Raw genomic sequence first — 18944 nt, forward strand, 5'->3', positions numbered from 1 at the left:
GTGGTATCTTCTCAGCACGCACAACCATTCACACCTGAGCCTTACGTTAAATTTACCCACCCTGAATGGAGTAAAAATGCGGTCATTTATCAGGTTAATACCCGACAATATAGTCAGCAGGGGTCGTTTGCTGCCGTTACTGCAGATCTGCCAAGGATAAAGGCGCTTGGCGCGGATATCGTCTGGTTGATGCCGATCCATCCCATAGGTGAAAAGCATCGAAAAGGCACGCTGGGAAGTCCTTATTCAGTCAGAGATTACATTGGCGTTAACCCAGAATTTGGCACGCTGGCTGACCTACAGGCGCTGGTTAAACGTGCTCATCAGTTGGGAATGTATGTGCTCCTGGACTGGGTCGCTAACCATACCGCGTGGGATCATCCATGGGTGACATCACATCCTGAGTGGTATGCCAAAGATCACAATGGCACCTTTCGTCCATCTCCCTGGTGGGACTGGCATGACATCATCGAGCTTGACTATGACGTGCCAGCGTTACGGAAGGAGATGATCAACGCCATGTGTTACTGGGTAGAGCAGGCCGATATTGACGGTTTTCGTTGCGATGTTGCTGGGTACGTGCCTAATGATTTCTGGCGGCAGGCGCGTGCCGCACTGATGAAGCGTAAACATGTTTTTATGCTGGCAGAGTGGGAAGCGCGTGACTTACACGAATACGCGTTTGATATGACCTACGCATGGAGCTGGAACGAAGCGATGCATGCTATTGCTCATGGCCGCGCGCACATTCATGCGATTTACAAGTATTACTCATGGAATGAGCGTGCCTATCCCCGGCAGGCATACAGGATGACGTTTGTCAGCAATCACGATAAAAACGCCTGGGACGGCACACAATATGAGCAATTCGGCGATATGCTTGAAGCCGCGATCGTACTGTCTGTGATTGGTGAGGGGATGCCGCTTATACATAACGGTCAGGAAGCGGGTGAGAGCAAACGCCTGGCTTTTTTCGAAAAAGATCTTATCGATTGGCAACCGCATTCCATTGGTGAGCTGTACCAGCATTTGATCGCTCTGAAAAAGCGCACGCCGGCACTGTGGAACGGCGAATATGGTGCGCGAATGATCCACATCCCCAATAGTCAGCCTGACGAGGTACTGAGCTTTGTGCGTCAGCAGGATGGCCAGAAAGTCCTTACTGTGCTTAATTTTTCATCCCAGCGACTGAGCGTAAGTTTCGATGACGCGCTCGCCTACGGTCAATATGCAGAAGAGTTACGGAGCACGCAGATTAGTGTTGCACAGGGCACCAGCCTGACACTGGCACCCTGGGATTATCATGTGTTTGTTGGCGACGCTGGCTGACCACTGTCGGGCTGTGAGGACAGCTCTTCACTAAGCTGACGGCTAACTGCCTGCGGCGAGCCGGTGTGTCGGGTTAGCAGACGATAGGCCACTGGTACTATAAATAACGTGAAAAATGTCGCCGCAAACACGCCTGCAAGTATCACTGTTCCTATTACTTCACGGGTTTCTGCCCCGGCACCGCTGGATAATACCAATGGAATAGCGCCGGCAATTGTGGTCAGTCCGGTCATCACAATCGGGCGGAAGCGTGTTTCTGCCGCTTCAACCAGTGCGTCATTGAATGCCTTACCCTGATCCCGTAATTGGTTCGCAAACTCGACAATCAGAATGCCATTCTTGGCCGCCAGACCAACCAGCATTATCAAACCAATTTGCGAATAGATATTCAGGGAAAACCCGGTCAGATAAAGACCCAGCAGACCGCCTCCCATGGCCAGCGGCACGGTGAGCATGATCACGAATGGGTGAATGTAGCTTTCGAACTGGGCGGCCAGGACCAGGAATACGACCGCCAGACCTAACACGAACACAAAAATTATCGAGCTGCCAGAATTCACAAAGTCTCGGCTTTGGCCTTTGTAGTCAATAATCGCTGTTTCGGGCAGTTTCTCTCTGACCACTTGCTCTAGATGCTGCAACGCTGCGCCCAAGGTAAAATCAGGCGTTAGATTAGCCTCTAGCGTAATAGCACGAACGCGGTTATAGCGAGACAGCGTTTCTGCTGCGCCGTATTCATCGATACTGATCAGGTTGGATAAAGGAATGAGCTGTCCGGTGCGCTCGGAACGCACGTAAATGTTTTTAATGTCATCGAACGATCGCTGTGCGTCGCGTTCACCTTCTACTATAACGTCATATTCCTCACCACGATCGAGGAAAGTGGTAACATTGCGGCCCCCCATCATGGTTTCCAGCGTACGCCCTATCTCCTGAATGGTGACACCGAGAGCGGCAGCACGGTCGTAGTTGACCACAAAATCCAATTGCGGACGGGTCTCTTTATAGTCGGAATCCAGCCCTTCTAATCCGGGATTGTTGGCGTTGAGTTCCTCAAATACGATATCGCGCCACTGGGCTAATTCTTCGTAAGTGGCACCGCCAATAACAAATTGTACTGGCTTGCCAGTGCCGCCGCCCAGCCCCTGACGCATTACCGGGAAGGCGCGCACACCGGGTAGCTCAGACAGCGACTGACGCACTTCGGCCATAATCTCAAAGGCATTGCGTCGCTGTGACCAGTCCTCGAGTATTACAATCACAATGCCGCCGCTAAAGTTCTCGATGCTGCCCCAGGCCCGTGGCGCGCGCACCAGCAGACGTTTAACCTCGCCGTTGTCGACGTATTTCATCATCCGGCTCTCTATTTCATCCATGTAGGTTTGCATGTATTCAAAACTAGAACCTTCAGGACCGTTAACCAGTACAAAAAAGGCGCCGCGGTCTTCCTGAGGGGTAAATTCCTGTTTTACATTGGGGTAAAGCCACGCAGTACCAGCCACTAACGATACGAAGACAAGACCAACGGAGACGGGCGCATTGAGTAACGTACGCAAGGCTCTCATATAGCCATTGCGCAGCCAGTTGACAGCGCTGGAGGTAACACGCACCGGCAAAGCAGGGCGTTCGTCTGACTGTTTAAGCAGTTTTGAAGCCAGCATAGAGGATAAGGTCAGCGCAATAAGCGATGAAAATGCCACTGCGGCAGCAATGGTCAGAGCAAATTCGGTAAATAAGCGGCCTATATCTCCCTCGAGAAAAGTAATGGGCACAAACACCGATATCAGTACCAGCGTAGTCGCGACGACCGCAAAACCGACCTGACGGCTTCCTCTGAACGCGGCAACCAGTGGTGTTTCCTTATAGGTCTGTAAACGCCGGGTGATGTTCTCCAGCACAACAATGGCGTCATCAACAACGAGCCCAATTGCCAGCACCAACGCCAGTAAGGTAAGCAAGTTGATAGAAAAGCCCAGCAGATAGACCATGATAAACGTCGCAATCACAGACACCGGTACCGTCATGGCGGGAATAAGCATGGCACGCACGCTGCCCAGGAACAGGTAGATCACCAGCACAACGCAGCCAATCGCGATAAATAGTGTCGTGTACACCTCGTCGATGGCGGCCTCGATAAACACGGAGGCATCGTAGCTTTGTTCGATGGACATGCCTTCGGGCAGTCCCTCATTAAGACGCTTGGATAGTGCCTTAACATTGCGGGCAACCTCAATGGTATTGGCTGTTGACTGCTTGATGACGCCAATGCCGACCATGGGAATGCCATTGCCACGGAAGAAGGTGCGATCTTCCTCAAGGCCCAATTCGACCCTGGCAACATCCCCCAGTCGAACCAAATATCCATCGGCGCCTTCAGCCAGCACCAGTGCTGAAAACTTTCCCGGGTCGGTAAAATTTCTATCAACGCGGGCTTTGAACAGGCGCTGCTCTGACTCGAGGCTGCCTGCTGGTAATTCTACGTTTTCGGCACGTAACGCCCGCTCGACATCTGATACGCTAAGCCCTTTTGCGGCCAGTTTCTGTCTGTCCAGCCATACGCGCATCGCGTAGCGCTGACTGCCGCCAACGCGGATACGGGCGACACCGTCCAATGTTGAATATTGGTCAACCAGGTAGCGTTCGGCATAGTCGGTCAGCTCCGGAACTGACATGTCAGTACTGGCCAGGTTTTGCCAGATAATCACGTCATCGCTGCTGTCGACCTTCTGCACTTCGGGCGGCTCCGCCTCTTCGGGCAGATTATCCTGCACGCCGGCAATGCGATCTCGAATGTCGTTTGCCGCGGCGTCGACGTCACGTCCAATAGAAAACTCGATGGTCACATTTGATTCACCATCCTGTGACGAAGACTGAATAAACTCTATGCCTTCCACGCCGGCAATGCGCTCTTCGATCACTTCGGTGATGCGTGTTTCAACGATATTGGCAGGGGCACCAGGGTAGGCGACCTCAACCGTGACAATAGGCGGGTCTATGTCTGGGTATTCTCGTAGCGACAGACGTTCAAACGACACCAAGCCAAACGCGATGAGCAGCAATGAAATGACCGATGCAAAGACCGGGCGCTTTACTGAAATATCCGACAGGATCATGATTTACCCCGCCTTTTTTGCTTGTTCAATTAATGCCGCGATGGATGTCGACTCGGTTTGCGTGCCGGTGATGGTAACTTCGCTGCCTGGTGCAGCACGGGAAGTACCATGGGTGACCACTTTATCGCCTAATGACAGACCTGACAGTATTTCAGCCTCACCTTTGCGACGCGCGCCTAATTCGACTTCCGTGCGTGATACTGTTGTTTTACCGCCTTGCGATTCAATGCGCAGGACAAAGCTCTTATCCCCTGATGGGATCAGCGCTTCTTCCGGTATCACCAATGAATTTCTTGGATTGGCAGCAATAGTGACGGTCATCAATAAGCCCGGCTTTAAGCGCTTTTCGGGGTTATCAATCAACGCGCGTACCAGCACCGAGCGGGTAACGGGGTCGATTCTGCTGTCGACGCTGAGTATCTGACCTTCAAAGGTTTCTCCGGGGTAGGCATCGCTGCGCGCAGTCACCGGCACGTCTGGACCCAATACGGGCAGAAATACCGACGGAACAGAGAAATCCAGCTTCATCACGCTATCATCATCGAGCGTTGTGATCGTCTGACCTGGCTGAACCAGCGAACCCACGCTGACATTTCGTAAACCCAAGACTCCATCAAAAGGTGCGACAACGGTGCGCAGCTTGATACGGGACTGTGCCGCGCGAATACGCGCCTGCGCTGTTTCCACCTCGCGCTGCTGCTCATCCAGTAGGGACTCCGTCGATGCATTGGTGGCGGTAAGCTTGCTCAGTCGTGCTACCTGTTTTTGCGCCTCATCCAGGCGGGAGCGCTCTTCTGCCAGCTCTGCGAGCTCTTCGCTATCATCCATCTCGACCAGCACATCGCCCTTCTTGACCCGCTGACCGTCCTGAAAATATACGGCAGTGATCATCTCTGTCACGTTCGCTGTTAAGTCGACACTTTCATTGGCGCGTAGTGTGCCTAACGCCTCAACCTCGTCAGCAATAGCTTTATTCTCAACGTTGGCAACAATGACCGGCGTTTGTGCTGCACCTGTCAGTGGCATGAATAAAAGGAACAGTAGAGACAAGAATGACCTTTTCACAGAGACCTCATTGGTTTTTCCATTGCCTATGGGTACTGTGATTATGGCAAACAAGATTAGTTGGAATACCGAATAATCTCATATCGATTGTTCGAAAAAGTCGAAAATATCCATTTTTGCGTGGCTGTGATGTACATTTACACGAAGAGAAGGAGGAAAAAATGTCACACGTACGCTGGGGAGTGCTGGGAGCGGGTCGTATCGCACGAACCTTCTGTCAGGATATACGCTTTGCATCCAATGCACAGCTCACCGCCATTGGTTCCAGACATGCCGCGCGAGCATCAACGTTTGCGACCGACTTTGTCATCCCTCATAGTTTCGGCAGCTATGCTGAACTCTGTCAAAGTAACGCGGTGGATGCCATTTATGTTGCGACGCCACATAACTTTCACTTCGAGCACTGCCTCCTGGCGCTCGAGCACGGCAAACACGTGCTTTGTGAAAAGCCTATTACGGACTCGCCTGAACAATGCGAAAGACTATTTACTCTGGCGAGTCAGCAACAATGCTTTTTAATGGAAGCCATGTGGACACTGTTTTTACCCGCAATCCAAACGGCTAAGTCCTGGCTGGATGCCGGTCGCATCGGCGAATTACTGCATATCAAAGCCGATTTTGGTTATCCAATTGAATTTGACGCTGAAGGCCGCCATTACAACCCTGCACTGGCGGGTGGCTGCGTGTTGGACATGGGCATTTATCCTCTCGCATTGGCGCTTTACATGGCAGGCCAGTTGCCAGACAGCTGGACAGTTAATGCGCACATTGCCGACACCGGCGTAGAAGACGATGTAGTGATGCTGGGACAATGTGCGGGAGTATCCCTTCAGCTTGCAACATCATTTCGAACCCGTTTGCCCAATACGGCTTATCTGATTGGCAGCAAAGGATACATTCGCATCGATGATTTTTTCTGCGCCCATGAATGTGTGCTATGTGTCGTGGATGAGGAAACGGACAAGTTTGTCGACCGGCGCCAAGGCTCTGGCTTTGAATTTGAAATTGAGACCGCTTCACAGCATATTTTGCGTCAGCAGCATCAGTCAGACGTCATGACCGCTGCATTTAGCCTACATTTACAACAGCAAATGGATGGGATCCGCGCATTATGCAACCTACAACGTCAGTGAGAGGCCGGGCGCTCGAAGTTCTTGTCGTGTTTTTTTTATTGGGACTGACATCGTTTGGTGGTCCCGTTGCGCACATTGGCTATTTTCGTCATGCATTGGTTGAAAAACGCCGTTGGATAAGTGAACACGACTTTACGCAGCTACTTGCCCTTTGTCAGTTTTTGCCGGGACCTGCGAGTAGTCAGCTGGGTTTTTTACTTGGCTATCAGCGAGCCGGATGGTGGGGAGCGGGTTGTGCCTTTGTAGCATTCACCCTGCCATCTGCTCTAGTGCTAGCTGTGTTTGCCTACTGGTTATCGTCTAACAGTTCTTTCGAATTGGGCGCGGTAATCGATGGCCTGAAATTGGTCGCCTGCGTCGTTGTATTCGATGCCGTGCTGGGCATGTTCCGCAATTTGTGTCCCGATCGTGAGCGACAAACCATCGCGATAGCGTCAGCCGTCATTGTAATTTTCGCTGATAGCGTGTGGGCACAGCTTGCCGCGGTATTCGCGGGCGCTATCTTCGGCTTGTTGTTATGCCCAGCCAGTCAACGTAACGCGTCTGGCATCACTGTCTCGTATGGAAAAAAAGCCGGGGCAGGGATGCTAACGGTGTTTTTGGCTCTATTACTGACATTACCATTTTTTGCCCAGAGTCATGGCGGAGTCGTTGCTGTTATTGATGCATTCTATCGTGCTGGTGCATTGGTGTTTGGCGGTGGACACATTGTACTACCTCTACTGGAGGAGGCCGTTGTCACGCCGGGCTGGATACCTGCTGATACCTTCCTGGCCGGCTATGGTGCAACGCAGGCTGTGCCCGGCCCCATGTTTACCTTTGCCGCCTTTCTTGGTGCGTCGATCGCCACGCCGTACTCAGCCGCAATGACGTCGTTGATAGCCGTTCTGGTCATTTTCCTGCCTGGCTTCTTACTGGTGACAGGCATGATCCCCTTCTGGCAACAACTGATGGCACAGCCCAAAGCAGGCGCTTTGGTTGCCGGCGTCAATGCCGCGGTAGTCGGGTTATTGGGCGCGACGTTATACGATCCGATTATGACATCAGGCATTCAGCGGCAGTCAGACTTGCTGATTGCTATTGTCGGCATTGCGATATTATCAATATGGAAACGTTCACCCTTGTGGGCAGTGTTATGGTGTGTGGGCGCGTCGCACGTTATATCACTTTACTGATAATTGCCGCGAATTGATTCTACCGCTTCCCAAAACAGGTCAATCTGTTCGGCATGTCGCTGATAGATGTCCTTGGTGAAAGCAATGTGGATGTCCTGCTCGATAAACGCCGGCTGTTTTTTACGAATAATATTGTGCTGCTGTAGGGTCATTACCATGTTATCTCCCATCTCCTCAGCAATCAGATAGGCATCGAGCTTGTTCATGCCCAGCATCGTGAAACCTTCCTTTATGCTGTAGTCGATCGGAGAGAGCCAGCCTTGCTCCTCGAGATAGTCGCGCACTACGTAACCCAATGGCGCACCGATGCCAAACTCGAGATTGTCTACATCCAGAGGTTTATTAATGTTCTCATAAAAGAAAAATTGTGCCGTACGCAGGCGGGTGATGTTTGCGCTCGATTCGCTCCCTTGAGGAAAGGCTAAAAAGCGCGCGCGCTCCGGTGTCCAGAATAACGCATATATACCGTCTACACGATTATCCTGAGCCATCTGCAGACATCGATTCCAGGCCCGATACTGGACATTGAAGTGGATACCCGACTGGTTTCCTGCACGGATAATCTGGTCAGTAGTCGAACCGGTGATCACTTTGGTCACGTCTGCATGTTTGGATAATTCAGTGCATACTGACAGCGTCAACGCTGCCTTTTTTGCATTGTCGTTGGCAGCGGCTACAACACAGAAAAACAAAGGGGCAAAGAAGAATGCTCTCACACGTCTATTAATATATTGTTGTTTTAGTAACCTTAGCATAGTCAATCTGATACAAAAAAGCCTGCGCAAGCAGGCTTTTTACTCTTGCTGAACGTATCTCGATTGCTTAGAAGATTTGTGCCAACAGCGCAATAAACACCATAACAACCAGCAGGATTGCCATTCTGCGTGTTAGCTCAGCAGCAGTGGTGCCGTCGTGTTCATTGTAAGAAGGCAATCTATGCACGGCTGCATCAATCTGACTCTTACTCCAGTCTCGCAACGTGGCAAGTCTGTACGATACCCAGGCGCCGGTTATCGGGAACAGACGGCGATAGAACCACTCCATATCCAGATTGACGGAGCGGAGTTCTGGTGGATACAGGCCCTGTTTGTTTAGCCACACGAACGCGAGTGCTGAGAAGAACAGCAGCTGCAGTTGGGTCAACGTATGCGTAACATCATATGGCACATAACTGTTTTCCCACGGCAGTAACTGGTACATCAGCTGTGGATAGCTACCAATTGCGATACACAGCACCGACGCAATGCCCATGGCAATAAGCATATTGGTTGGCGCTTCTTTAACACGGAGCCCTGAATCATGGTGGAAGAAGGCAAAATACGGAATTTTAATGCCTGCGTGGTGGAATACACCTGCTGAAGCAAACAACAGCATCAACCACAGGTATTCATGACCCGCCTCAATCATGGCCGCCATCACCATCGACTTTGATACAAACCCACTGAACAGCGGGAATGCAGAAATAGACGCTGCGCCGACAATACAGAAGACGGTTGTTTTGGGCATCGATTTATACAAGCCGCCGAGGTCTGAGCCGTTTACATGGCCAACCCGATGCAGTACGGCACCCATAGTCATAAACAGCAAACCTTTAAAGATAACATCGTTGAAGGCGTGCGCTACGGCGCCGTTAAGTGCCAGTGCGGTACCGATACCGATCCCACACACCATGAAACCCAACTGGTTGATCAGGCTGTATGCCAATACCTTGCGTAAATCGTTTTCTATTACTGCATAAAAGATAGGAAAACAGGTCATCGCCGCGCCGATGTAGACCAACAACTCTTCGCCAGCGAAGGTTCTGGCCAGCGCATACACCGCCACTTTAGTGGTGAAGGCGGACAGGAATACCGTACCTGTAGGCGTGGCCATAGGGTAGGCATCGGTCAGCCAGGTATGCATGAATGGGAAGGCACATTTGATACCCAATGCAATAAACACCAGCCATGATGCAGCAGAATCCAGACCAATGTAGCCAACATCCAGCGAGCCTGTTTGCTGATATAGCATCAACGCGCCAATCAACAACAATACCCCTGATAACACCTGGATCACCAGGTAACGCAGGCCAGCAAGACGGGCTGTCTGGGTGCGTCTTGCCCAGATTAAGAAAACCGACGTTAAGGCCAGCATTTCCCAGAAAATAAAAACGGTTACCCAGTCACCCGCAAATACAGCACCAAGCGCACTACCAGCGTACAGCAGCCCGGTCGACTGTTGCAGTTTATCATCCACATGCACCGAATAAATTAATGCCAGCAATCCAGCAATATGGAACAGGTAGCCAAACATCAGACTGAGTTTGTCGACTTGCATTAACTGTAAGTCAAATATCACCAGTGGCACAGTGACGATGCTGTCGTAGGAATGCGTGAAAAACAGATTCAGGCCACCCCAAATGGGGGCCAGCAGTAATAAATAACGGGCCTTGCCGCTAACGAACAGCGCCAGTAAAGCGGCAATATAAAACGGAATAAAGGGAGGAAGATCAGCAATCCACATCAGTGTTTTTCCTCCCCGTGAGGCGTGTCATTTTTACGCGTGTCGAGCAGCTCCTGCTCGAGAGGTTCGTAATAATCTTCTTTGCGCATCAACACCTTGCGCATTTCTTTGGCAATGACGACCAACACCACGCAAGCTACAAATCCGTATAAGGCATAAAACGCCGGAATTTCTTCAAATGAGACATAGATATGACGGTGTACCACAAAGTCCAGTACGACAAGGATCACGCAGATGGCGTAGAACACCCTAAGGATCCAATTCACATTGTTCGGTTTGTCGAAGAAATCAGCTTCTTGCTTTTGTTCGCTCACTGTTAACCTCCTGCCATGGCAAGGTTAAAGAAGGGCTGCGGGTAAAAGAACAGCACGATACACATCAGCGCGGGTACTGCCATACCAATAAGACATGGCAGCGGCGCTTCTTTGATAGCCATTTTTTGATCGGACGAGACAAAGAACCCACGCACCGGTATAGCGGCCAGATAAACAATGTTGAGCAGAGAGCTCAGCATCAACGTACCCAACAGTGCCCAGCGCGTGAATTCAGGTCCGCTGTAATCAATGCTGCCAAGCAGCAGATACCATTTACTCCACATGCCGCCAAATATTGGCAATCCGATGATAGATAAAGTGCCAATTAAAAATACCCCAAAAGTAAACGGCATTTGTCGACCGAGTCCATCCAACTCACTGACTTTAGTCTTGTGCGTGGCCACCAGAATGGCACCTGCTGCGAAAAATAGGCTGATTTTCGCAAATGCGTGCATGGCAATGTGTAAGCTACCGCCGAGCAGTCCCAGAGAGTTGGCCAACAACGCGCCAAGCACGATGTAGCTGAGCTGGCTGATGGTGGAGTAGGCCAGGCGCTCCTTAAGATTATCGCGGGTCATTGCGACCAGTGAGCCAAGCAGTATGGTGAGCATGGGTAACCAGATAAGCCAATGTGTAGCGCCGCTCTGGGTTAAGAAATCAGTACCAAACACAAAGCCGACGACTTTCACCATTGAAAACACACCTGCTTTCACAACGGCTACTGCATGTAATAGTGCGCTCACCGGCGTGGGAGCCACCATCGCTGCGGGTAACCAGCGGTGCAGGGGCATCACTGCCGCTTTACCAATGCCGAAGATAAACAATAGCAACAGGGGAGCTGCCCATTTAGGGTCAAGCTTGCCAGCCAGCATGCCGCCGGAGGCAAAAGTGGTATCGCCCGCGACGTACCAGACAATAACCAGCGCAGGTAAGAAGAACGCAATCGACGAGCCCATCAAAATGCCGAGGTAGGTGCGTCCTCCTTTGCGGGCTTTATCGTTACCGGCATGGGTAACCAGCGGGTAGGTTGTAACGGTCAAGATTTCGTAGAACAAAAATAGCGTAAACAGATTATCTGCATAGGCCACCCCCATTACGGCGGAGATCGCGACGGCAAAGAAAGTATAGAAGCGGGTCTGATTTTTCTCGTGATGGCCGCGCATGTAGCCGATGGCGTAAATCGAGGTCACTATCCACAGGCTGCTGGCGATAAGCGCGAACAGCATGCCGAAATGTTCAACTGAGAACGCAATCGTCAGGTTTGGCATGGGCTCAGCGACAATCAGTTTAGCATCACTGTCAGTAAACTGGCCAAATATGAGGATGTTAACGATAAACAATATGACTGCCGTAACAAGCGTGGCCGCTTCACGAATGTTCGGGACACGGTCGAGTCTGCTGACGACGATGGCGCCGGCGAGCGGCAACAACATACTGATGGCAATTAGCATTGTCATACTCATGGCGTTACGCTCCTGTACCTAATAACGATCTGACTGCATCGCTAGCGGCACCGAGTGATAACTCAGTATCGATACCGAAATAGATGTTGGCGATGACGATAAGCCATGTTGCCACCAGCATTAACATAGGCGACTTCGCTATTGTGTCGCTGCCTGAGTCGACGTTCTGCACTCTCGGCTTTTGCGGTGCAGCAAAATACAGGGCTTCAACCAGTTTCCACACATAAGCGATGGCCAGAATAGACCCAACCAGAATGACGATAACTACGCCCCAGTGATCGGTTTGCATGGCACCTTCCAACAAGTACCACTTGCTGATAAAGCCTACCGTGCCGGGCACGCCAATCAGACTCAGGCCGGCAATCACCATGGCACTAAACGCGTATGGCATGTCTTTGCCTAGGCCATACAGGTCATCTAATTCTGTGCTGTTCGCACGCAGCAGATAAATACCCGCCACCATGAACAGTGCGGCCTTCATTAGCGCATGGTTAAACAAATGTAACAGCGTTGACGTCATGCCTGACTCATTGATTAAGCCAATGCCAATGATCATGTAGCCAATTTGCGCCACGCTCGAGTAGGCCAGAAGGCGTCGCATGCCGGTCTGTTGAATGGCTCTGACTGAGCCATAGATTACGGCAACTGAACCAAGCGTTATCATGATGGTTGGAAGCATCTCGAGCCAGTACTGCATCGGGAATACGTCAAACAAACAGCGGATCAGTGCGTACACTGCCACTTTTGTTGCTGTGGCTGCTAAAAATATGCTCACAGTCGACGGCGCATAGCTGTATGAAGCGGGCAACCAGCTGTGTAGCGGGAATACTGCAGCCTTTAACGCAATACCAACAACGATAAACATCAGCGCTGTGCTGACCAGTTGCAAGTTTTCAAATTCTGCAAAGCGGGTTTGAATATCAGCCATATTCAGGCTGCCCGATGCAGCATACAGCATACCTACGCCAAGCAGAAAGAAGGTGGCACCAATCGTTCCCAGGATCAGGTAGTTGAACGACGCAAATAAAGCCTTGCGATTCTTGCCAAGGCTGATCAGGGCGTATGATGATAATGACGATATTTCCAGGAAAACAAACAGGTTGAATACGTCACCCGTCAGTGCGATGCCCAACAATCCCAGTAAACAAAGCTGGAACATCGCATAGAACATCGGGATAAGATGGTCCGGAATTTCCTTTTCTACACTGCGTGGAGCATACAGCATAGTCGCTGCGGCGATACCGCTGACAATCAATGCCACAAGTGCATTGAGTGAGTCGATGGTGTAAACAATACCCCATGGCGGCTGCCAACCACCGAGCTCATAATGAATGACCCTGCCTGTGGTCACATCCATCAGGATCCACAGGGAAATGCCAAAACAGACTACGGTGAGAACAAAGGTGATTAGCCAGGCCAGATTTTTGCCGCGCACTAGCGCTGTGATGGGGGCGGCAAGAAGAGGCAGTACTACCAATAAAATACTTATTTGCTGCATCATGATTTGGCGTCCAACTCCCTGATTTCATCTTCTTCGATGGTGTTGTATGCCTCTTTTATACGAATGACTAGCGCAAAACCCACCGCAGTGGTCGCCACACCCACCACAATGGCCGTCAGCATCAGTACCTGAGGGAGGGGGTTAGAATAGGTCGAGAACCCTTCTGCCACGATTGGCGCTGTGCCATCTTCAACTTTGCCCAGACTGACATAGAAGAGAATAACGGCGGTTTGAAAAATACTCAGTCCGGCCAGCTTCTTGATCATATTAGTGCGGCTCATCAGGGTGAACATGCCTACCATCATGACCGCGATAATCAGCCAGTAATTAATGTGTCCAATGATATAGTCCATCATTTCGGCAAGACCCTCCGCGCAAAGGTAAAGAAGATCAGCAGCATGACCGAGCCAACGGTGATGCCGACGCCCAACTCAATAAGAATGATACCGATGTGCTGACCCGCGACCGGCTCGGACGCCAGTGCACTATAGTCCAGGAAATTACCGCCCATCAGCATGGCGACGACGCCCACACCAGCGTAAAGCAACACGCCGAAGCAGGCTGCCACTTTTAACCAGTGGTCTGGCAATACTTTTATTGCAGATTCAAGTCCATACACGAGCGAGTAAAGCAAAAATGCAGAACTGAATATAACGCCGGCCTGAAAGCCGCCGCCGGGGCTGTAATCACCATGAAACTGCACGTAAAAAGCAAACAGAATAATGACGGGGATCAGCCATTTGGCAACAACCCTGAGGATGAGTTTATCCTGCATCTTTTTTCTTCCCCTTGACTCGTGGTTTTTCTGATCGCAGCAGAAGTAACAGAATCCCCAACCCAGCAGTCAACACTACGGTGACCTCCCCTAGGGTATCGAAGCCTCGATAGCTGGCCAGTACTGCCGTTACGAGATTGGGTACACCTGTCTCAGCCTGACCTGACTCAATAAAGCGCGCTGCCACTTGCGTGTGCGCAGGTGCGGTTGGGTCGCCCAGTTCGGCGATGTCGTGAATGCCGTACATCAGAGCCACGCCCATCACTACTGACAGTAATAATGCCAGTGATGAATTACGGCCCTTGTTTTCAACTTCGTGGCTATCACGCACAGAAGCGATTGTGACCAGCATCAACACGGTTGAAATACCGGTGCCCACTGCAGCTTCGGTGAAGGCAACATCAGGCGCATCCAGCACCACAAACAGCCCCGCCACTAACAAGCTGTAGAGGCCAAATAACATGGCCATGGCCAGCAGGTTTTTAATGCGTAACACCGCGATCGCCATGATCACCAGAAACGACAGGAGTACGATGTTTACAAGCAAACTCATTTAGATGCGCCCTCATCGTTGTTGTCAGTCTCAATATTTTCACTTAACGGTCTAAAGCCCCAGTGCCATGCGCCGCTGGCAAGGGCGAAAGAGGATGTCGGACTGGTAAACAGTAAAAACAGGAAAATGAACAGCAGTTTGACCGTGACCAGGGTCAATCCCGACTGCAATGCCAAACCGAACAAAATCAAGAAAGTGCAAAGTGTGTCAGTCACACCGACAGCATGAAGTCTGGAAAACATGTCTGGCAGGCGGATCAAGCCGATGCCGCCAATTAAGCTCAAAAAGCACCCGAGAGCCAGACAAACGATGGATAAAATATTGATTATGCTCATGCGTTTTCCTCTTCGTCTTCTAAGTCTTCACGAGAGAAGCTGTTGGCATAGTGCTTGCCACGTTCAACCAGCCTCAAAGCGGCAATGACGCCCACGAAATTGAGTAGGGAATACAGTAACGCGATGTCTAAAATGTCAGGACGACCAGAGAAGAAGGCGAAAACTGAGACGAGCAGCACCGCTTTGGTACCGAACATATTCACCGCCAGAATACGGTCGAATACCGTCGGTCCCAGTACCGCTCGCGCAACACCCAACGCCATACTTACCAGGATCGCTATCCCGGCCGCCAGATAATAGATTTCCATCAGAGTGAGTCCTCAGCGCGTTGCTCTCGTGCTATGGGTGGAATGATTTTCTCCATATCCCCATCCAGCAAATCTTCAGCACCTTCAGCGCTGATGGTATGTACATACAGGTCGTTACCTTCCATATGCACGCTTGCTGAGCCAGGTGTCAGAGTAATGGCGTTAGCGTAAAGTACTTTGCTCAGGTCATCTTCAAACGGCATGTTGACTTTGATAAAGCGGGCCGAGACCGGTTTGATGCCCAATACGCGTAAGGTGACGTCAATGTTTGATATCAGTATGCGCTTCGCCAACCGGGCAGTAAACTTAATAAATTGCCAGTTTACCAACAGAGGGAATTGTTGACGGTCAGCGTCGACCATTCTTGTGGACAACCAAATTACCATGAGAACGGCAATTACGCCGAATGTCAGCATCAATGGCTGGAACATTCCTGATAACAATAGCCACAGGATGCCCATAAAAACGCCAAGCCGTAGTGTATGTTTCACTTCGCTTCGCTCCTCGATTAACGTGAACGTTAATGCGTACGCTTCAGGCTTTTCGCACTGAATTTGTTATTAGTATAGTGCGCTATTTTTAATAGTTATACGCCGAACAATCAAGCTCTTAGTGTCCTGTTCGCTGGTTAATTAGGCATCACATCGTTGCGTTTAGATGCTTTTCAGCGAAGACCTTTTTGCAAAACTTTGGCATAATCGCGCTAATTTTTATTATTAAATCGTATTATGACCCGGGTGTCAGCGCTTTTTAGTGCAAAAGGAAAGTTATCCGACCACATCGCCGGCTTTTCGCCCAGAAAGGCACAAACGTCAATGGCTGAGCAGGTCGAACAGGCCATTGAAAACAAGCATGCCTTGATTGTTGAAGCTGGCACCGGCACCGGTAAGACGTTCGCTTATCTTGCTCCGGCATTGGAGCTCAAGACTAAAGCCATCATCTCTACTGGCACCAAAAATCTGCAGGAGCAGCTGTTTCATCGGGATCTACCGTTGCTCAGAAAAGCCTTAGGTTCAAATCAGCGCACCGCGTTATTGAAAGGCCGCGCCAATTATCTGTGTCTGAATCGGTTGCGTCAGCATCGGGGTAACAGCACCTTACTTGACGGACAGACTCTGTCAGAACTGACTCAGGTAAGAACTTGGGCATCGACTACCACCAGTGGTGATATTGGCGAGTTGAAAACCCTGCCTGAAGATGCGCGGGTGATTCCGTTAGTGACCTCCACGGTAGATAACTGTCTGGGTAAAGATTGTCCCGACCTGGAAGATTGTTATTTATTCAAGGCGCGGCGCAAAGCCATGGAGGCCGATGTCGTTGTGGTGAATCATCATCTATTCTTTGCGGATATGGCACTGAAAGACACCGGCTTTGGCGAATTGATCCCTGAGGCCGACCTGATTGTCTTTGATGAAGCCCACCAGATCCCGGATATAGCCAGTGAATATTTCGGTGAAGCACTATCCACCCGTCAGCTGCAGGACACCTGTCGGGATATATCGATGCTGTATCGCACTACGCTTAAGGATGCTCAACAGCTTGATAAAGCCGCCGAGAAGTGTCGCATGCTGAGTGCTGATTTGCGGATCCTTTTCCCGGATACGCCGCAGCGAGGTAACTGGCAGCAGGCCTTGCGACGTCAGGAAGTGAGCAGTTGCCTCAGTCGCATCAGCGAGAGTTTAAGTGGCCTGTATGAGGTGGTAAAACTGCATCTGGGACGCGATAAAGAATTGGATAACCTGTTCGACAGAGTCAGCGAGATGCGCTCACGACTGACCACACTGACCGACACCTATCAGACTGGTGTGAGTCTGTGGTATGAAACCACGCAGCGCCACCTGGTAATGCATCTTACGCCTTTGAGCATTGCGGATAAATTTCGCGGTTTTGTGGAGAGTCCAAAACGAGGCTGGGTTTTCACATCAGCCACGCTAGTCGTCGATGAGTCTTTTGACCATTTCCAGCGATTAATGGGGTTGAGCGATGCTCATACGTTGGCCCTGGGCAGTCCCTTTGACTATGCGAAACAGGCTATGCTATGTGTGCCACGCTTTTTGCCAGAGCCCAGCAGTCCAGCGATGCGCTCGACTTTATTAGACATTGCTAAGCAACTTGTCGATGCCAGCAACGGTCGATGCTTTTTACTGTTTACCAGTCATGCAGCATTACGAGATGTCGCAGCGCAGCTATCTGAGCAGGTGGATAACCCGATTTTAGTGCAGGGCAGCACGACCAAACAGGCCTTACTTCAGCAATATCTGGACGATCCACGAGCGGTGCTGCTGGGTACCGGCGCATTTTGGGAAGGCGTAGACGTGCGGGGCAGCGATTTAGTCTGCGTAATGATAGACAAACTGCCGTTTGCCGCACCGGACGATCCTTTATTGCAGGCCCGCATTGAAGACTGCCGCAAACGTGGATTAAACCCTTTTGCCAATATTCAGATCCCGCAGGCAGTGATCACCCTCAAGCAAGGGGCGGGCAGATTAATCAGAGATGAGACTGATAAGGGCGTACTGGTGATATGCGATAATCGCCTGGTAACAAAAGACTACGGAAAAACCTTCATTGCCAGCCTGCCGGAAATGAAACGCACCCGCACGCTGTCTGAATCATTAGCATTTTTACGTGCATTAAATGAGGAACAACATGAACCTGTTAGCGATTGATACGGCCACTGAGGCATGTTCAGCAGCCCTGTCAGTAAAGGATAATATCAGCAATCTGTTTGAAGTATGTCCTCAGCAGCACAGTCAGCGCTTACTGCCGATGGTCGACAGTTTGTTACAACAGGCCAATGTGAGTTTGCAGAATCTGGATGTATTAGGTTTTGGTCGTGGGCCGGGAAGTTTTACGGGGGTTCGTATTGCAACGGCAATGCTTCAGGGATTGGCACTCGGTGCAGAATTAAAGTGTGCCGGCATTTCCACCATGGCCACTATGGCACAGCAGGCCATTGAGCAGTGCAGTGCGCAAGATATTGTGGTGACCATTGATGCACGAATGGGAGAAGTGTATTTCGCTCATTATAAAAATGCAGAGGGCGTGGCTACTCTTGTGGGACAGGAAGCGGTGCTCAGTCCGCAAACGGCGGCATCGCTTTTACCGACAAGGGCATTTCACAGCGTGGGGACAGGCTGGCAATCTTATGCACAGGAGTTGGCTTGCGAAAACATGACTGGCACGGATATTCTTTACCCAGATGCGAGGTTTATGATTGCCCTTGTTCAACAAGCCGTGAATAACGGTGATATTTGTGACGTAGAGCAGGTAGAGCCAAGTTATGTCAGGGATACGGTGACCTGGAAAAAGCTGCCAGGCCGCGAATAATTCCGGTACGATTCTTGTTTACAGTTTTGAGTTTAATGACTCATTGTG

The 18944-nt window shown here is 50.7% G+C and carries 18 protein-coding genes; 5 read left to right on the forward strand and 13 right to left on the reverse strand.

Annotated features, from left to right (window positions below; translation table 11 throughout):
- Nucleotides 1–1329 (forward strand): alpha-amylase family glycosyl hydrolase, encoded by a 1329-nt coding sequence (locus tag G441_RS0104415; protein WP_026375233.1) that lies wholly within the window; start codon nucleotides 1–3, stop codon nucleotides 1327–1329.
- On the opposite strand, the gene G441_RS0104420 is transcribed toward G441_RS0104415, so the two are convergent.
- Together G441_RS0104420 and G441_RS0104425 are read right to left on the reverse strand one after the other, a co-directional pair.
- On the reverse strand, nucleotides 1302–4442 hold the full coding sequence (locus G441_RS0104420) for an efflux RND transporter permease subunit (RefSeq protein WP_026375234.1): 3141 nt from the start codon (nucleotides 4440–4442) through the stop codon (nucleotides 1302–1304). The genes G441_RS0104415 and G441_RS0104420 overlap by 28 nt on opposite strands.
- 3 nt (nucleotides 4443–4445) lie before the next feature.
- On the reverse strand, nucleotides 4446–5507 hold the full coding sequence (locus G441_RS0104425) for an efflux RND transporter periplasmic adaptor subunit (RefSeq protein ID WP_026375235.1): 1062 nt from the start codon (nucleotides 5505–5507) through the stop codon (nucleotides 4446–4448).
- A gap of 161 nt (nucleotides 5508–5668) precedes the next feature.
- Between G441_RS0104425 and G441_RS0104430 the strand changes: the two genes are divergently transcribed.
- On the forward strand, nucleotides 5669–6640 hold the full coding sequence (locus G441_RS0104430; protein ID WP_026375236.1) for a Gfo/Idh/MocA family protein: 972 nt from the start codon (nucleotides 5669–5671) through the stop codon (nucleotides 6638–6640).
- Nucleotides 6619–7815: a chromate efflux transporter gene (gene chrA, locus G441_RS0104435; protein ID WP_026375237.1), complete on the forward strand. Its 1197-nt coding sequence runs from the start codon at nucleotides 6619–6621 to the stop codon at nucleotides 7813–7815. The genes G441_RS0104430 and chrA overlap by 22 nt, the downstream gene beginning before the upstream one ends.
- Here the strand turns inward: chrA and G441_RS0104440 are convergent.
- The 11 genes from G441_RS0104440 to G441_RS0104490 form a co-directional block, all read right to left on the reverse strand.
- Nucleotides 7809–8570, reverse strand: a complete 762-nt coding sequence (locus G441_RS0104440) for a type 2 periplasmic-binding domain-containing protein (protein ID WP_026375238.1) — start codon at nucleotides 8568–8570, stop codon at nucleotides 7809–7811. The genes chrA and G441_RS0104440 overlap by 7 nt on opposite strands.
- Before the next feature lie 67 nt (nucleotides 8571–8637).
- Nucleotides 8638–10317, reverse strand: coding sequence for a Na(+)/H(+) antiporter subunit D (locus G441_RS0104445; protein WP_026375239.1), 1680 nt, complete (start codon nucleotides 10315–10317; stop codon nucleotides 8638–8640).
- Nucleotides 10317–10631: a hypothetical protein gene (locus G441_RS0104450; protein ID WP_026375240.1), complete on the reverse strand. Its 315-nt coding sequence runs from the start codon at nucleotides 10629–10631 to the stop codon at nucleotides 10317–10319. Before G441_RS0104450 ends, G441_RS0104445 begins: the two co-directional genes overlap by 1 nt.
- Nucleotides 10632–10633: 2 nt before the next feature.
- Entirely contained in the window at nucleotides 10634–12094 is a 1461-nt protein-coding gene (locus G441_RS0104455) for a proton-conducting transporter transmembrane domain-containing protein (protein ID WP_026375241.1), read from the reverse strand.
- 4 nt (nucleotides 12095–12098) lie between these two features.
- Nucleotides 12099–13595, reverse strand: a complete 1497-nt coding sequence (locus G441_RS0104460; protein WP_026375242.1) for a monovalent cation/H+ antiporter subunit D family protein — start codon at nucleotides 13593–13595, stop codon at nucleotides 12099–12101.
- A complete protein-coding gene (locus G441_RS0104465; protein WP_026375243.1) occupies nucleotides 13592–13951 on the reverse strand; it encodes a cation:proton antiporter subunit C in 360 nt (119 codons plus the stop codon). The genes G441_RS0104460 and G441_RS0104465 overlap by 4 nt, the downstream gene beginning before the upstream one ends.
- Nucleotides 13948–14370 carry a Na(+)/H(+) antiporter subunit B gene (locus G441_RS19890; protein ID WP_026375244.1) on the reverse strand — a complete coding sequence of 141 codons (423 nt, stop codon included), beginning with the start codon at nucleotides 14368–14370 and terminating at the stop codon, nucleotides 13948–13950. The genes G441_RS0104465 and G441_RS19890 overlap by 4 nt, the downstream gene beginning before the upstream one ends.
- Nucleotides 14360–14923 carry a DUF4040 domain-containing protein gene (locus tag G441_RS19895; protein ID WP_026375245.1) on the reverse strand — a complete coding sequence of 188 codons (564 nt, stop codon included), beginning with the start codon at nucleotides 14921–14923 and terminating at the stop codon, nucleotides 14360–14362. Before G441_RS19895 ends, G441_RS19890 begins: the two co-directional genes overlap by 11 nt.
- On the reverse strand, nucleotides 14920–15258 hold the full coding sequence (gene mnhG, locus G441_RS0104480; protein WP_034474449.1) for a monovalent cation/H(+) antiporter subunit G: 339 nt from the start codon (nucleotides 15256–15258) through the stop codon (nucleotides 14920–14922). Before mnhG ends, G441_RS19895 begins: the two co-directional genes overlap by 4 nt.
- Nucleotides 15255–15566, reverse strand: coding sequence for an MrpF/PhaF family protein (locus tag G441_RS0104485; protein ID WP_026375247.1), 312 nt, complete (start codon nucleotides 15564–15566; stop codon nucleotides 15255–15257). The genes mnhG and G441_RS0104485 overlap by 4 nt, the downstream gene beginning before the upstream one ends.
- The gene (locus G441_RS0104490) at nucleotides 15566–16057 is read right to left on the reverse strand and encodes a Na+/H+ antiporter subunit E (protein ID WP_156896271.1); all 492 of its coding nucleotides are present in this window, start codon (nucleotides 16055–16057) and stop codon (nucleotides 15566–15568) included. Before G441_RS0104490 ends, G441_RS0104485 begins: the two co-directional genes overlap by 1 nt.
- A gap of 237 nt (nucleotides 16058–16294) precedes the next feature.
- On the opposite strand from G441_RS0104490, the gene G441_RS0104495 reads away from it, so the two are divergent.
- Both G441_RS0104495 and tsaB read left to right on the forward strand, forming a co-directional pair.
- Nucleotides 16295–18235: a DNA repair helicase YoaA gene (locus tag G441_RS0104495; protein WP_026375249.1), complete on the forward strand. Its 1941-nt coding sequence runs from the start codon at nucleotides 16295–16297 to the stop codon at nucleotides 18233–18235.
- Nucleotides 18216–18896 carry a tRNA (adenosine(37)-N6)-threonylcarbamoyltransferase complex dimerization subunit type 1 TsaB gene (tsaB, locus tag G441_RS0104500; RefSeq protein ID WP_026375250.1) on the forward strand — a complete coding sequence of 227 codons (681 nt, stop codon included), beginning with the start codon at nucleotides 18216–18218 and terminating at the stop codon, nucleotides 18894–18896. The genes G441_RS0104495 and tsaB overlap by 20 nt, the downstream gene beginning before the upstream one ends.
- The last annotated feature ends 48 nt before the right edge of the window (nucleotides 18897–18944 follow it).

The sequence above is a fragment of the Aestuariibacter salexigens DSM 15300 genome, from assembly GCF_000429145.1.
Taxonomy (GTDB): Bacteria; Pseudomonadota; Gammaproteobacteria; order Enterobacterales; family Alteromonadaceae; genus Aestuariibacter; species Aestuariibacter salexigens.